The sequence below is a fragment of the Paenibacillus sp. BR1-192 genome (genome assembly GCF_029542445.1).
Lineage (GTDB): Bacteria > Bacillota > Bacilli > Paenibacillales > Paenibacillaceae > Paenibacillus_AQ > Paenibacillus_AQ lautus_A.
Genome location: NZ_CP120718.1, coordinates 4,046,233 through 4,059,907, shown reverse-complemented (window position 1 = coordinate 4,059,907; position 13,675 = coordinate 4,046,233). Strand labels below are relative to the sequence as shown.

The following is a 13,675-nucleotide window of genomic DNA, read 5'->3' as shown; positions in this document are numbered from 1 at the left end:
CGCACAAATAGTTGCGCTGCAATGCCATAGCAAAACTATACTTTGGTTGAGAGGAGGGAACCACATGAATTGGCTTATGAGGATGAATCGGGCATTAGATTACATCGAGATGAATTTATCCGATGAAATTGAGTTGGCTGAAGTGGCTCGTAAAGCTTGCTGTTCGTCACATCAGTTTCAGAGAATGTTCTCGTTCATAACGAATGTGACACTTGCGGAATATATTCGGCGAAGACGTCTCACCCTTGCGGCTTTTGAATTGCAGAATAGCGACGCCAAAGTCATTGATATTGCCCTGAAATACGGTTATGAATCACCGGTTTCTTTTGCGCGGGCTTTTCAAATGCTGCATGGTGTCAATCCAGCAATAGCTCGTCAAGAAGGGACCGCTCTAAAGGCCTATCCTCGGATTTCCTTCCTCATTTCAATCAAAGGGGCAGAGGCTATGAATTATCGTATTGAAACGAAGGAAGCCTTACAGATCTTTGGAATCGAAAGAGTGTTTCCAATAAACGGAGATGGCGAATCGGTGGCTTCGCCCGCAGAATTCTGGAAGGAAAGCCATGCTAATGGCGAGGTTGAAAGACTTGCTGTCCATGCAGGCGATTTGCCTTCTTTTTTAAACAAGGATTTATATAAAGTACATGCGGTTTGCAGTTACAGAAAAACGGAAAATGACTCTTTTCCGTACATGTTGTGCGCTTTTAAAAGTGACTCCAGTAATACAAACGGATACACGAACATAACGATACCCGCGCATACTTGGGCTGTTTTTTCGTCGGATCCATTCACATGGGACTGCTTTGATGAGATCATCGAGACGTTATATCGACGATTCTTCTCAGAGTGGCTTCCTACGGCGGGATATGAACAAGTCGATGGAATGGAATTTGAAATCTACGGCGGCAGAGACGGTCTTAATTACGTTGAACTATGGTTCGCCGTAAGGAAGATAGCTTTAATTTAATTTCTAAGCTGTCATTAAGGAAATAATGGATCGAGAAGAGACAACATATTATGACTCAAAAAAGTCGCGTAACGTAATACGCGGCTTTTTCGATTCAAGAACAATAAAGCTATCATTTCATGGCGGCCAGTCTTTGTGATCGACCGCCTTTGCCATGTTGATAGGACAGGTGTAATTTGCATGGCTCTTTATAGCTATTCTTAATATTCGAACACCTTCATACAATTTATGGACGAGCGATCCCATGAACGAGCGCCGGAGGTGAGCGAATATGAAACTGGAGCAACTACAAGTAAGTGGTATGACATGCGCGGCTTGCGCAACCCGAATCGAAAAAGCGCTTCGCAAGGAGAAGGGGGTTCAAGCTGTTCATGTCAGTTTGGCTTTGTCTCGGGCTACCGTTCACTACGAACCGAGGGAAATTGGAATGCAGGCGATCACCGCCAAAATTGCAAAGCTCGGCTATAAGGCAACGGGCAAGCTCTCGCATCCCCAAGCAGGAATAGAAGCCGAAACTCGCGCCTATCGCACCCGGTTCGCGATCGCTGCGTGCTTGTCCATTCCGCTTTTGTGGGCGATGCTGGCCCATATGTTCGTGTGGTTTCAACCATGGACGCCGAATTTATTCATGGAGCCCATGTTTCAATTCCTGATTGCGACGTTTCTTCAGTTTGGCGTGGGCTATCCATTTTATTACGGCGCTTATCAAGCCTTCATCCATCGCAGCGCAAACATGGATACCTTGGTTGCCATCAGCACGTCCGTTGCTTACTTCTACAGCCACTACGCGATGTTTCATGCCGCACACGATACCTCTCACCCCACCCTGTATTTCGATACGATTGCCATGATTATGACCGTGGTTTTGTTAGGCAAGTGGCTGGAGACCATTGCCAAGGGAAAAGCGCTGAAACAACTGAGTGCCTTATATTCGCTTCAGGTGAAGCTGGTTCGGGTGTTGCGACAGCATGGCGAAGAATGGATTACGGCAGATCAGGCACAAACAGGGGACCGCATAGTGGTGAAGAGCGGAGAATGGATATCCGTTGACGGTGTGGTTCATTCGGGAACGGCGGATGCGGATGAATCGATGATGACAGGCGAAAGCACGGCGGTGACCAAATGCAGCGGAGACCGCGTATATGCCGGAACCCGTTGTTTGATCGGGAGTCTGCATATCATGGTCGATAAGAAGCATAAGGAAACCCGACTTTCCCAGATGATTGCACTGATCGAAGCCGCGCAGCAGAGCAAACCGGCCATTCAAAGAACGGTTGACCGCATTGCGGCGGTTTTTGTACCGGTTATGCTGGGCTGTGCGGCGGTAACATTTGCAGGATGGCTATTGTTTTCCCATGGCCCTGATCTCTCTGAAACCGCAATGCGTCACGCGTTATCTGTTTTACTGGTCGCTTGCCCCTGTGCGCTTGGACTGGCAACCCCGATTTCCATCCTGATTGCAACCGGATCATCTGCCCAAAAGGGCATTTTGTTCAAAGAGGCGCGCTCCCTGGAAAGGCTGCGGCAAATCGATGTCGTATTGCTGGATAAGACGGGAACGCTGACCGAAGGCTTGCCGCAGCTTGTTGCCATCCAAGCGGCTGGACAACGTGACGCAGACGTACTTCGCCTGACCTCGGCTCTAGCTTCTCTGTCCATGCATCCACTGGCCCAAGCCATTGTGAAAGCGGCGAAAGACCAACAGGTCCCCATTCCGGAAGCAGCCTCGTTCCACGAACGGCCGGGAAAGGGGATGGAAGGCGATGTGGAAGGAAACAACGTATGCGTGGGGAACCGGAAATGGCTGGAGGAAATGGGCATACGCTTTTCGGAGGATAAAAGGTTTGGATTTCATCAGGAAGCGGCCTCCGGTCATATAAGACTTTATATAGCCGTGAACGGGACGTGTATCGGTACGTTTGATATGGCTGACAAACTCAGGCGGGATGCGCGAGGCGTCGTACAAGAGCTGAAGCAAAAAGCCGAAGTGTGGATGGTAACTGGCGATGAGGAGCGAACGGCGCTGACCGTGGCTGCCGCGACAGGCATTGAGCTGGTACGCGCCGGCATGCTTCCTGAACAGAAGCTTGCGTTCATACGCGAGCTTCAGCAGCGAGGTCGTTCCGTGGCCATGGTCGGCGACGGCATTAATGATGCGGCTGCGCTGGCCGCCGCCGATGTCGGCATCGCCATGGGCGGTGGAACGGATGCAGCCAAACAGGCAGGAGACGTCGTCCTGATCGGAAGCAGGCTATCCCGAATTCCGGAAGCCTACACCTGGAGTCGTTATACGATGCGGAATGTTCATCAGAATCTACTCTTTGCACTATTATATAACGTCCTGACCGTACCTTTGGCTGCATTCGGTTATTTGGACCCGCGCATTGCATGTATTGGAATGGCGGCAAGCTCGCTGCTGGTTGTCGGCAACTCGCTGCGGCTCCAGCTGTGGGGAAAACGGGGGGCGAGAGCATGGCCTTGACCGGAAGCGGATTACCGTTAGTGGCATTGGCGGGATTAATGGGTGCGCCGCATTGTCTGGTCATGTGCGGGGGAATCGTTTCTTCTCTGGCACTTGGAAACCAAGGCTCTCCGCTGAAATCCGTATTGGCCTACAATGCGGGCAGAGTTATCACTTATGCGGCCATTGGCGGTTTTATGGGAGTGGTGGGCTCCTTCCTGGATGTGGCCGGCAGCTTTGTCGGTTTCCAAGGAGCAGCCAGCATCATTGGAGGAATGCTAATTCTGCTCTGGACCATTCGCCGTTACACATTGCCCATATATAACGCTCATCTGCCGAGACATCCATTTTTTCAAGCGAAACTGGCACGGCTTGGTCAGCGTTATGAGATGCTTGCGACTTTTTTAACCGGCATTCTGCTTGGTTTTCTTCCATGCGGCTTAACCTATGCGATGCAGATGAATGCAGCGGCATCCGGTTCCGGCCTGGAAGGTATTATGATTATGCTGGTGTTTGGACTTGCGACATTTCCGATCCTGTTCGTGGTGGCGATGTCTGCCGGCAGCCTGACGAAAAAATGGCGCAGGGGCATGCGCAAATTCGGCGGATTTCTAGCTTTTCTGATGGGAATCCTGTCTATTTTAAAAGGACTAAGCGCCAATGGATGGATACCGGGCATTCACCCGTGGCTATGGTAACAGGGGCTCAGCGAACTTTGAACAACGTCCTTACTTCGACATGGCGATCTTCCCAACGCAGAACGGCTTCGGCTTCCCAGAGGCCTTGCATCACAGGGATTGCCGTCGCGCTGTAAACGCCTGGCTTGGATTCGACGACCTCTGCGGGGAACACGCCGCAAAACATATCCGGCATCGCGATGTGAAGTTCAATGTCAGCATCGGTAATCGGCTTCTCGGGAAGCTCGGTCACGAAGAGCTCAAAAACGGTTTCCTGCATGGGTTCAGCAGCAGACGAAACGGTTTGTATTTCCATACGCAGCTGTCCATCGGTATAAAGATCCTCCGTTGGAGTACGATCCTGAACCTGTCGAAACATCAGGATGGCCGCGATCGTGCAGATCAGCAGCAGAGCAATCCCCCATCTGGTCTTCATTCTATCCCTTCCTTCACCTGAAAGCATAGGTTTCCCTCATAGGTATGTAACAAAAGCTCAGAACATGCAAAGTGGGTATTCTTCAAAGGAGTGTACAAACCAAAAAAGATTTTGTCCCTATCAGCGGCAAAATCTTTTTTTATTCGCTGGTTTACTTGATACGTTAACAGGATGTGTCCATTCGCAGAACAAGCTGGCCAGAGCAGCTTATAGCCCAAAGGAGCCATTTTATTATATTTATAATTAAGCGAAAATGAGAAATGTCATCAGCTCGAAGGAAGTGTGGGACCGAGTCGCTGACCATAAGATACATCCATTTCGATATGATGTCGAAACACCAATAGAAGGGACGAAGTTTGAAACCATGAACAAAACCGGAGTCTGGTTGTTTTTTGCATGGACGGTCGCCACAGTGGCCACTAGCGGAAGTTTGTTTCTAAGTGAAGTTTGGCATTTTACGCCTTGCGTCTTATGCTGGTACCAAAGGATTTTCATGTATCCGTTAGTCATTGTGCTGGGAATCGCAGCGTACCGGCAAAAGACAGATATCGTCCCGTACGTCCTGCCACTGATCCTCATTGGGGGAGGGATATCGACTTACCATATTGTCATCCAAAAACTTCCGCACGATCTGAGCGCGGCGGCATGCGGGCCGGTGTCCTGTATGGACGACTACTTGAATTGGTTCGGTTGGTTGACCATCCCGATGCTGGCACTCGCAGCATTTATACTCATAACCTTTGCACTGTTGCAGGCTAAGCGTTCGCAGAAACAAGAAGCCGCTCAAGCGTGAATTTGTAACATCAACAGGTGGATGGTTATCCGTCATCACAAATAGAATTGTAGTTGTAAGAACCCCGTTTCTTGACCCGCTCATGGGCTAGAAATGGGGTTCTTTTTCGGTAATTTACCACTGCCGCGAATACCATGTATCGTCTGACAATGCAATGGCTCGAACGAGTGGTTTTCTTGTTTTTCACCGAGATGTCAGAAAGATTCGATCCTTTCATGAACGGAGCGCTGATGTGATTCAATTGTGATCATGCTTCGTTATAATAGCCTTTGAATATCGGGTAAGTATAGGTTAGGGTCTGACCCGATTCGAATGAATTGCGTTTGAAAGGAGACATTCTGGCATGGTCGTAGATACGGTGCTGTGGAGCAGATGGTTAACAGGGTTAACCTTGGCATTTCATGTCATATTCGCCACGGTCGGCGTCGGTGTTCCATTAATGATTGCAATTGCCGAATTCGTCGGCATACGAAAGAAGGATGCGCACTACATTCTGATGGCCAAGAGATGGACGAGAGGATTTGTCATTTCCGTGGCCGTCGGCGTTGTAACCGGAACGGCGATTGCCCTGCAGCTGGCATTGGTATGGCCGAACTTTATGCAGTTGGCAGGAAACGTGATCGCTCTTCCATTATTCATGGAGGTTTTTGCTTTCTTTTTTGAAGCCATTTTCCTCGGCATTTATTTGTACACGTGGGATCGCTTCCGCAATCCGTATGTTCACTGGCTGCTAACGTTACCCATTGTAGCTGGCGCAAGCATGTCCGCTTTTTTTATCACGTCGGTGAACGGTTTTATGAATCAGCCTGAAGGCTTTGTGATGGAAGCCGGTCACTTTACGGCGGTTAATCCGCTGCAGGCGATGTTTAATGCGGCAACGCCCTCCAAGGTGTTCCATGTATTATCCTCGGCCTACTTGACGGGGGCAGCCCTGCTGGCGGGCATTGCGGCTTATATTATCCTCAGAAAAGGAGCGTCGGCGTATTACAAAAAAGCGTTGAAGCTGATGATGGGCGCGGTGCTGGTCTTCAGTATGCTGACCACTATTGCCGGCGATATGTCCGCAAAGTTTTTGGCGGAGCATCAACCGGAGAAGCTGGCGGCCGCAGAGTGGCATTTTGAAACGGAACGCGGCGCGGATTTGATCCTGTTGGGCTGGCTGAACGCCGAGCAGAAGGTCATGGGGGCTCTTCACATTCCGAAGGCGCTCAGCTTCCTGGCCTTTGGCGACTTTAATGCCGAGGTGAAGGGGCTGGAGGAGTTTCCGCTCGATGAGCGCCCTCCGCTGCTCGTGCATTATTTGTTTGATATGATGGCCGGCATCGGCTTTGTGATGCTCGGCGTTGCGTTCTTGTATTTCTTGTTCGTGATGTGGAAGAAGCGGAACGAGCTCAACAAGTGGCTGCTTCGGGCCATCGTTCTTAGCGCGCCGCTGGCGTTCTTAGGGGTAGAGCTGGGCTGGTTCTATGCCGAAGTCGGTAGACAGCCGTGGATTATCCGCGGATACATGCGGGTTGAGGAAGCTGCCACCTCCTCGCCGAATGTGAGGGTTCTCTTTTTCCTTTTCCTCCTTCTGTATATCGTGCTGGGCGTCATGTGTATTTTTGTGCTGCGGCGCTTATTCCGTAACAAGCCGGCAGAAGCCGAGCTTGAAGAACTGTCCAAAGAGAAGCAAATTCATTCCATGGAAAAAGGGTGAGCCGTTATGATCAGTTACGAGTTGATAGGCATTTCCGTGCTTTGGCTGTTTTTGTACGGCTATTTGATCGTGGCCTCCATCGATTACGGCGCCGGATTTTTTGCCTTCTATGCCCGCTTGACGAAGCAGGACCATCTGCTCAATCGTTTGATCTCTCGTTATTTGTCGCCGGTCTGGGAGATCACGAACGTGTTCTTTGTCTTTTTCTTCGTTGGCATCGTCGGGTTCTTTCCCGATACGGCTTATTATTATGGTTCTGCGCTGCTTGTGCCGGGAAGCATCGCCGTCATTTTGCTGGCCATTCGAGGGTCCTTTTACGCATTTGAGAACTATGGCTCCAAAGAAAACATCGTGTATCTGTTTTTATACGGGGCCACGGGATTGCTGATCCCGGCATCGTTGTCGGTGGCACTGACCCTTTCCGAGGGCGGCTTTATCGTGGAGGAAGGCGGGGCCGTTTCTTTAGAGTTCTTGTCGCTGATGACAAGCCCGTTGTCGTGGAGCATCGTCGCATTGGCCATTGTATCGGTGCTGTTTATCAGTGGTTCGTTCTTGTCTTATTACGCTTCCCGGGCGGACGACCAGCCTGCGCTCAAGCTGATGCGGACTTATGCCCTGTTCTGGAGCATGCCAACCATCATTGCCGCGCTAACGGCATTCATTTATCTCTCTCAGCATAATGAGCGGCATTTTCAAAACATGATGGACTTATGGTGGCTGCTGGCGCTTTCCGTTGGTTTTTTCATGATGTCCGTATGGCTTCTGTACAGCGGGCGGCGCTACGGACTAGCCTTTATTTGCGTGATGCTTCAGTTTTTCTGTGCCTTTTTTGCTTATGGCATCGGACAATATCCGTATATTCTGGATCCGTATATTACCATTCAAAGCGGTGCCACGCATGAGTCGATGGGCGTTGCGCTGGTGATCGCCTTTATCGGCGGACTGTGTCTGCTGATTCCGTCCCTTATCCTGGTCTTCAGGCTATTCTTGTTTGATGCGGATTATGTAAAAGGCAAAAAATAAACCGATGCGTTGTGAAATCACATACAGAGGTCGGCATGAAGGAGGGACGTCATCATGAAGAAAAAAACGGGACTGATCTCCCAGCAAATGTCCGCGCAAAGAAGACCCCTTGTTCTCATGGGTGGCGTGTCGCTTGCGCTCGGTGCCGCCATCGTGGGCCAGGCCGTGCTGCTCGCAGAATCGGTGGAGAAGATATTTGTGCAGCGTGCTTCGTTATCATCGGTTGCCGTCATTCTTGTTATTCTGCTGGGCGTCATGGCTGCGCGTACGCTGCTGTCGTATGGCAATGGACGAATCGGTTTGCAGATGGCTGCCCGGGCCAAAACGGATATGCGAGCGGCCGTGCTGCGAAAGCTGACCAAGGCTTCCATGCCGATGGCGCTTCGCGGGCAAACAGGCGGAAAGGTGAGCGTGGCGCTGGATGCCGTGGATGAGGCGGACAGTTATTTCAGCCAGTATGTGCCGCGAATGATGGAAGCTGCCATCATTCCTATTCTGATCTTGGCCGTAGTATTTACGCAGCATATGAATTCCGGGTTCATTATGCTGGTTACCGCTCCCTTTATTCCGATATTCATGGTATTGGTGGGGCTCAAAACGAAGAACAAATCGGAGGAGAAATTCGCGCAGTTGGCCGAGTTTTCCGGCACGTTTCTCGACTCTCTGCAAGGACTCGTTTCATTGAAGCTCTTCGGCCGTGCCCGCCATCATCAGCAGGACATCGAACGCAGCAGCCTGGGGTACCGGGATGCGACGATGGACATTTTGCGAATTGCGTTCACCAATACCTTCATGCTGGAATCCATCGTCATGCTGGGCATTGGCATCGTTGCGCTTGAGCTGGCGCTTCAGCTCCTGGTCTTCAAATCGCTTTCCTTCCACACCGCCTTTTTGATCCTGCTGCTGGTACCCGAGTTTTACAGTTTGTTAAAAAACACGGGAACCGCCTTTCACGGGGGCCGCACCAGTATGGGGGCGATCCGTAAGGTGGAAGAGATGCTTGAGGAAACGCAAGATGAAGAAGCGTTAAGCACTCGACGTGAGGGTGCTGATCATAGGGATGGAACAGGCGAGTTAGATTGGACGATTGCGTTGGACAAGCCAGGGACAGCCGGTGGGGGTTTCATTCAAATGCCCCCGTCCATCGAGCTGAGGGATGTCCGGTTTCAGTATGCGCCGGATTCCTTCGAGCTTGCGGTGGGTTCCATATCGTTTGAACCAGGAGAGCATATTGCGATTGTCGGTAAAAGCGGGTCCGGCAAAACAACCTTGCTGCATCTCGTGGCCGGGCTGCTGAAGCCGGTATCAGGTGAAGTGCTGGTGAACGGAAGGGCGCTTAATTCAGACGATGAGGCTTCATGGTTTGATCATGTCAGCTACATTACCCAGCATCCATATATCTTTGCCGGCACGTTTGCCGAGAATATTGCGATTGGCGCGGGCAGGGACGTCTCTAGGACTGACGTCGAGCAGGCGGCGGAAGCTGCCGGACTTGCCGCGGTTGCGGCCGAGCTCGAGCATGGCTATGACACCTTCGTCGGCGAAGGGGGCAGGGGGTTGTCAGGCGGCGAGAAGCAGCGGCTTGCGCTGGCGCGCGCTTTTTTGAAGCGGCCTGCCGTCATTTTGTTTGACGAGCCCACCGTGGGATTGGATCTCCACACCGAACGCGTGCTGCAGCTGTCCATTGCCGAGCTTGCAAGCCAAGCGACCATGATTACCGTTGCGCACCGCTTGTATACGATAAAAGATGCCGACAAGATCCTGTTTATGGACAACGGAGCCCTGCTTGGATGCGGGCGCCATGAAGAGCTTCTTGCTCGGCTGCCGCAATACGCCGAAATGGTGGATGCCCATCGGAAAGGGAGGTTCGCATGAATGAGCTGGCTATTCTAACAAAAGCGATGATTGAGGAACGCAAGGATATTGCCATGGCCATCATCGGCGGATTCTTAGCCGGCATCGCAGGTGTATGTCTCTTTTCACTTAGCGGATACCTCATTTCGCAGACGGTTTTTGCCCCGCCGCTCTATACCTTGATCGTGCTGACGTCTCTGGTGAAAATCCTGGGTCTGCTGCGGGCCGGCAGCCGCTATGCAGAACGTTTGTATTCCCATCGGGCGACGTTTTCTCTGCTCAGCCGTTTGCGCACGTCTTTTTTTGCCAAGCTTGTTCCGTTAACGCCAGGGATACTGGGCAAGAAGCGGAGCGGTGAGCTGCTCGCGCGGATCGTCGGGGATGTAGAAAGCTTGCAGCATTATTTTTTGCGCGTTGCTTATCCCCCTATCATCGTGGTCATGGTGTTTTTGGCGACGGTGTTGTTTACTTCCGCTTTCTCGATCTGGATTGCCTGTTTGTTTGTGGTTGGGATGCTGGGAACGGCTTTTGTGGTTCCAGTGCTGGTATTGCTTGGACAGAGAAGAATTCATGGTCGCGTTCGCCGGCAGCGGGCGGCATTTTCCACGGAAGTGACCGAACTGCTCTACGGGTTCCGTGATTTAAAAGTATATGGGCAGCTGAAGCAGCGAGAGAAGCTGCTGCAGCATGCCTCGGCAGTTTTATCAGCGGAGCAGCAGGCATCTGCCGTGCACCTACTGCGAGGGCAATCGCTGCATACTTTTGTGACGTATCTCATTTCTTGGGGCGTGCTCATTCTCGGAGCTTATCTGATCATGGACGGCTCCCTTGCCGGCGTGTTTCTCGCCATGCTGGTCATGGCTTCGCTTACGGTGTTCGAAGAGGCGGCGCCAATGGCCACGCTGCCGGCTTATAAGCAGGACAGCGAGCACGCGGCCAAGCGGCTCGCGGAAATCGTTCATGCTGCCGATGTGATGGCGCCGCAGCCGAGCGGCATTCTACCCGTCAACGAAGCCGTTTCGGTGGAGCTGCGCGGGGTTTCGTTCCAATATGAAGACGAATGGCGTCCTGCACTTCAAGACGTATCCCTCCAATTTCCCGCTGGTTCCAAAACGGCCATTGTCGGACCGAGCGGGTCTGGGAAAACAACGATCGTCGAATTGCTGCTCAAGCTGCGCATACCGACAAAAGGCGAGATTCGTTTGCATGATGTTTCGATTCAGGAATTGGATGAAGCGAGCATTTGGGAAGCGTCGAATGTAGTGCTGCAGCACAGTCATTTCTTCCGGGGAACCATTCGAGACAACCTGCTGCTGGATGCCGAACATCACGACGACCATGAGTTGTCCGCTATACTGGATAAAGTCCAGCTGCCGAATCAATCTCTGGACGCTGCGGTAGATGAGAAGGGCGAGAACTTGTCCGACGGAGAAAAGCAACGGCTGGCCTTGGCGCGAGCCATGCTTCGGAAAGGGCGTTTGTGGCTTTTGGACGAACCGACGTCTTCACTGGATTACATCACCGAGCAGCGCGTTTTCAGACAATTGCTGGAGCAAGCGCAGGATGATACGCTTATTCTCATATGTCATCGGCTGACCGGCTTGGAAGAAATGGACCGGATCGTGGTCATGGATCAAGGCAGGATCTTGGAAGCAGGCACGTATTCGCAGCTGATGGAGCAAAAGGGCTACTTCTATGAAATGAAACAAATTGAGCGGCAAATGATAGGCGAAGCCTGATCTTGCCATTTATCAGAAGCACAGCCGATTTTCCTCCGGAGGAAGATCGGCTGTATAACTTTAACGGAGATATTGATTTCAGACGATTGGTGGAATAGGCGAGCATTTTTTATGAGCGGCTATGTTTTAAGCTATGTTGCCAGCGGCAGTGTGCCAACCGCAGATTAATCAAAAAAGGGCATTGCAAATGGGGAACGAATCATATATTATGGATAACGTAGATCCGTAATTAACTTTTTGTCAGTACGCTGAAACGGGAAGTAATATACTTTTCGTGCGCGACAATTATGGATATATAAAATCCATAATTGTAATACCATGCACCATAAACCATAACGGAAAGCGAGAGGGATGTCTTGAACGATTTTTTTAATGAAGCCATATGGGAACAAGCTTGGAAGGAACATGGCGACAGCGTCATCAACAAAATGAAAAAAGCCGGAATCGAACCGGCCCGAGCATTTGATCATAAGGCCCGGACTTTCAATGAGCAATCATTTAATGAAGAAGGGAGAAAAAGGACTTCGCGCATCATGAACTGGCTTGAAGGGCAAGGCGTTCGATTCGATAATGCCTCCGTTCTGGATATCGGGGCCGCTTCGGGCGTGTTTTCGGTTCCGTTTGCGGAGCGCGGGGCGGATGTAACGGCCGTGGAGTCTTCGCAGCCCTTGATCGATCTGCTGAAAGAGAATATAACAAATTTTCCACAGGATCAGGTGAAGATCGTTCCCGAACGTTTTGAAGATATTGACGTACAGGCCAAGGGGTGGAGCCAGGCGTTCGATCTCGTTTTTCTCTCGATGTGCCCGGTCATCGTGGATTGGCAGAGCGTAGAGAAGGTACTGCAATGCGCCCGGGAGTTTTGTTATATCAGTATGCCCGCAGGTTCCACCGAGATCAGCCTGATGAATGAAATCCGGCCGCTCATCACCGATCAGCCTTACCGATCGAAACATATGGAATTTGGGTATTTGCTTCACCTGCTATACCTCAAAGGATATTCCTACGAGTCCCTTGTAACGCGGGAAACGAAAACGACGGAAGTCTCAAGCGAAGCTGCGCTGCAGGAAATCATGAACTGGCTTCGCGGTCATGGTCAAGCCCCAGATGATCAGAAGCGTAAATTGATAACGGATTATTTAGAGCAAGCTTATCCGTCCGGCAACGTCACGATCCGGCAGAGTGGGCGTTACGGCAAGGTATTGGTTCGATTGCAGGATGAAAGCATGTACTCGGGAGAACGGATTTAAGGTATCATTCTGATGAGTATTACGATAACAATCTTTCCCGGCTCAACCAACCGTTCTTGAACCTGCCGGGGATCGGATGATATGGTAGTAGAGCGTGATCCAACGATCCGGGAGAGGCGGGAAGATGTCATGAAACTGAAATTGACACAAGTGAAAACGGTGGAAGAAATCGCAGAGGTTGCCAGACTGGCGGCAGAAATTTGGCGCGAATATTACGTATCCATCATTTCTATGGAGCAGATCGAATATATGATCGGCAAATATCAAGCTGTCCCGGCGATTACGAATCAGATCCGGCATCAGGACTACGAATATTACTTGATCCATTCGGCTGACTCCTCCACCGTCGGTTATATGTCGGTCAGACAAGAAGAGGACAAGCTCTTCTTGAGCAAGTTTTACATTAGCAAGGAGCAACGCGGACGCGGCTATGCCAGTCAAGCGATGGTGTTCCTGGAAGAGCTGTGTAAAGACCGAAGCTTGAGCCATATTTGGCTGACGGTCAATCGACATAATGAATCCAGCATCGCCGTATATGAGAAAAAAGGCTATCGGACCGTGAGGGAACAAATCGCGGATATCGGGAATGGATTCGTGATGGACGATTATATTATGGAAAAGGAAATTTCGGTTTCATAAAGTGCACGGCTTAATATCCATGCTGAAAAAAACGATGCAACCCAAGCCCATTCGCTTGGGTTGCTTTTATAAAGGGGATGGCTAGCCTGATTTTCAAGATAGCAATCCATAAGAAACCCATTCTCGGTTGTTTTGCT

General features: G+C 50.9%; 11 protein-coding genes. 10 read left to right on the top strand and 1 reads right to left on the bottom strand.

Annotated elements, in window-relative coordinates:
- Window positions 1–64: 64 nt before the first annotated feature.
- From P0X86_RS17985 to P0X86_RS17975, 3 genes are all read left to right on the top strand, one after another.
- A complete protein-coding gene (locus P0X86_RS17985; protein ID WP_277746091.1) occupies window positions 65–967 on the top strand; it encodes an AraC family transcriptional regulator in 903 nt (300 codons plus the stop codon).
- A gap of 271 nt (window positions 968–1,238) precedes the next feature.
- Complete coding sequence (locus P0X86_RS17980; RefSeq protein ID WP_277746090.1) at window positions 1,239–3,449, top strand: heavy metal translocating P-type ATPase; 2,211 nt, start codon at window positions 1,239–1,241, stop codon at window positions 3,447–3,449.
- Window positions 3,440–4,126, top strand: a complete 687-nt coding sequence (locus P0X86_RS17975; RefSeq protein ID WP_277746089.1) for a sulfite exporter TauE/SafE family protein — start codon at window positions 3,440–3,442, stop codon at window positions 4,124–4,126. The genes P0X86_RS17980 and P0X86_RS17975 overlap by 10 nt, the downstream gene beginning before the upstream one ends.
- 7 nt (window positions 4,127–4,133) lie before the next feature.
- Here the strand turns inward: P0X86_RS17975 and P0X86_RS17970 are convergent, their stop codons facing one another.
- Window positions 4,134–4,541: a FixH family protein gene (locus P0X86_RS17970; RefSeq protein WP_213578880.1), complete on the bottom strand. Its 408-nt coding sequence runs from the start codon at window positions 4,539–4,541 to the stop codon at window positions 4,134–4,136.
- A 364-nt stretch (window positions 4,542–4,905) separates the two neighbouring features.
- Here P0X86_RS17970 and P0X86_RS17965 point away from each other — a divergent pair, with 364 nt between their 5' ends.
- The 7 genes from P0X86_RS17965 (at window position 4,906) to P0X86_RS17935 (ending at window position 13,538) form a co-directional block, all read left to right on the top strand.
- Complete coding sequence (locus P0X86_RS17965; RefSeq protein ID WP_213578879.1) at window positions 4,906–5,334, top strand: disulfide oxidoreductase; 429 nt, start codon at window positions 4,906–4,908, stop codon at window positions 5,332–5,334.
- A 343-nt stretch (window positions 5,335–5,677) separates the two neighbouring features.
- A complete protein-coding gene (locus P0X86_RS17960; protein WP_192571632.1) occupies window positions 5,678–7,033 on the top strand; it encodes a cytochrome ubiquinol oxidase subunit I in 1,356 nt (451 codons plus the stop codon).
- 6 nt (window positions 7,034–7,039) lie between these two features.
- Entirely contained in the window at window positions 7,040–8,056 is a 1,017-nt protein-coding gene (locus P0X86_RS17955) for a cytochrome d ubiquinol oxidase subunit II (protein WP_277746088.1), read from the top strand.
- Between the two features lie 54 nt (window positions 8,057–8,110).
- Complete coding sequence (gene cydD / locus P0X86_RS17950; RefSeq protein WP_192571633.1) at window positions 8,111–9,931, top strand: thiol reductant ABC exporter subunit CydD; 1,821 nt, start codon at window positions 8,111–8,113, stop codon at window positions 9,929–9,931.
- The gene (gene cydC / locus P0X86_RS17945; protein ID WP_277746087.1) at window positions 9,928–11,649 is read left to right on the top strand and encodes a thiol reductant ABC exporter subunit CydC; all 1,722 of its coding nucleotides are present in this window, start codon (window positions 9,928–9,930) and stop codon (window positions 11,647–11,649) included. Before cydD ends, cydC begins: the two co-directional genes overlap by 4 nt.
- A 356-nt stretch (window positions 11,650–12,005) precedes the next feature.
- The gene (locus P0X86_RS17940; RefSeq protein WP_277746086.1) at window positions 12,006–12,899 is read left to right on the top strand and encodes a class I SAM-dependent methyltransferase; all 894 of its coding nucleotides are present in this window, start codon (window positions 12,006–12,008) and stop codon (window positions 12,897–12,899) included.
- A 129-nt stretch (window positions 12,900–13,028) separates the two neighbouring features.
- Entirely contained in the window at window positions 13,029–13,538 is a 510-nt protein-coding gene (locus P0X86_RS17935; RefSeq protein ID WP_277746085.1) for a GNAT family N-acetyltransferase, read from the top strand.
- Window positions 13,539–13,675 lie beyond the last annotated feature (137 nt).

Excerpts from the sequence above, each read along its gene's own strand:
- cydD (WP_192571633.1), top strand. The coding sequence starts at position 8,111 with ATGAAGAAAAAAACGGGACTGATCTCCCAGCAAATGTCCGCGCAAAGA.
- cydC (WP_277746087.1), top strand. The coding sequence starts at position 9,928 with ATGAATGAGCTGGCTATTCTAACAAAAGCGATGATTGAGGAACGCAAG.
- P0X86_RS17980 (WP_277746090.1), top strand. The coding sequence starts at position 1,239 with ATGAAACTGGAGCAACTACAAGTAAGTGGTATGACATGCGCGGCTTGC.
- P0X86_RS17960 (WP_192571632.1), top strand. The coding sequence starts at position 5,678 with ATGGTCGTAGATACGGTGCTGTGGAGCAGATGGTTAACAGGGTTAACC.
- P0X86_RS17975 (WP_277746089.1), top strand. The coding sequence starts at position 3,440 with ATGGCCTTGACCGGAAGCGGATTACCGTTAGTGGCATTGGCGGGATTA.
- P0X86_RS17965 (WP_213578879.1), top strand. The coding sequence starts at position 4,906 with ATGAACAAAACCGGAGTCTGGTTGTTTTTTGCATGGACGGTCGCCACA.
- P0X86_RS17970 (WP_213578880.1), bottom strand. The coding sequence starts at position 4,541 with ATGAAGACCAGATGGGGGATTGCTCTGCTGCTGATCTGCACGATCGCG.
- P0X86_RS17935 (WP_277746085.1), top strand. The coding sequence starts at position 13,029 with ATGAAACTGAAATTGACACAAGTGAAAACGGTGGAAGAAATCGCAGAG.
- P0X86_RS17955 (WP_277746088.1), top strand. The coding sequence starts at position 7,040 with ATGATCAGTTACGAGTTGATAGGCATTTCCGTGCTTTGGCTGTTTTTG.
- P0X86_RS17985 (WP_277746091.1), top strand. The coding sequence starts at position 65 with ATGAATTGGCTTATGAGGATGAATCGGGCATTAGATTACATCGAGATG.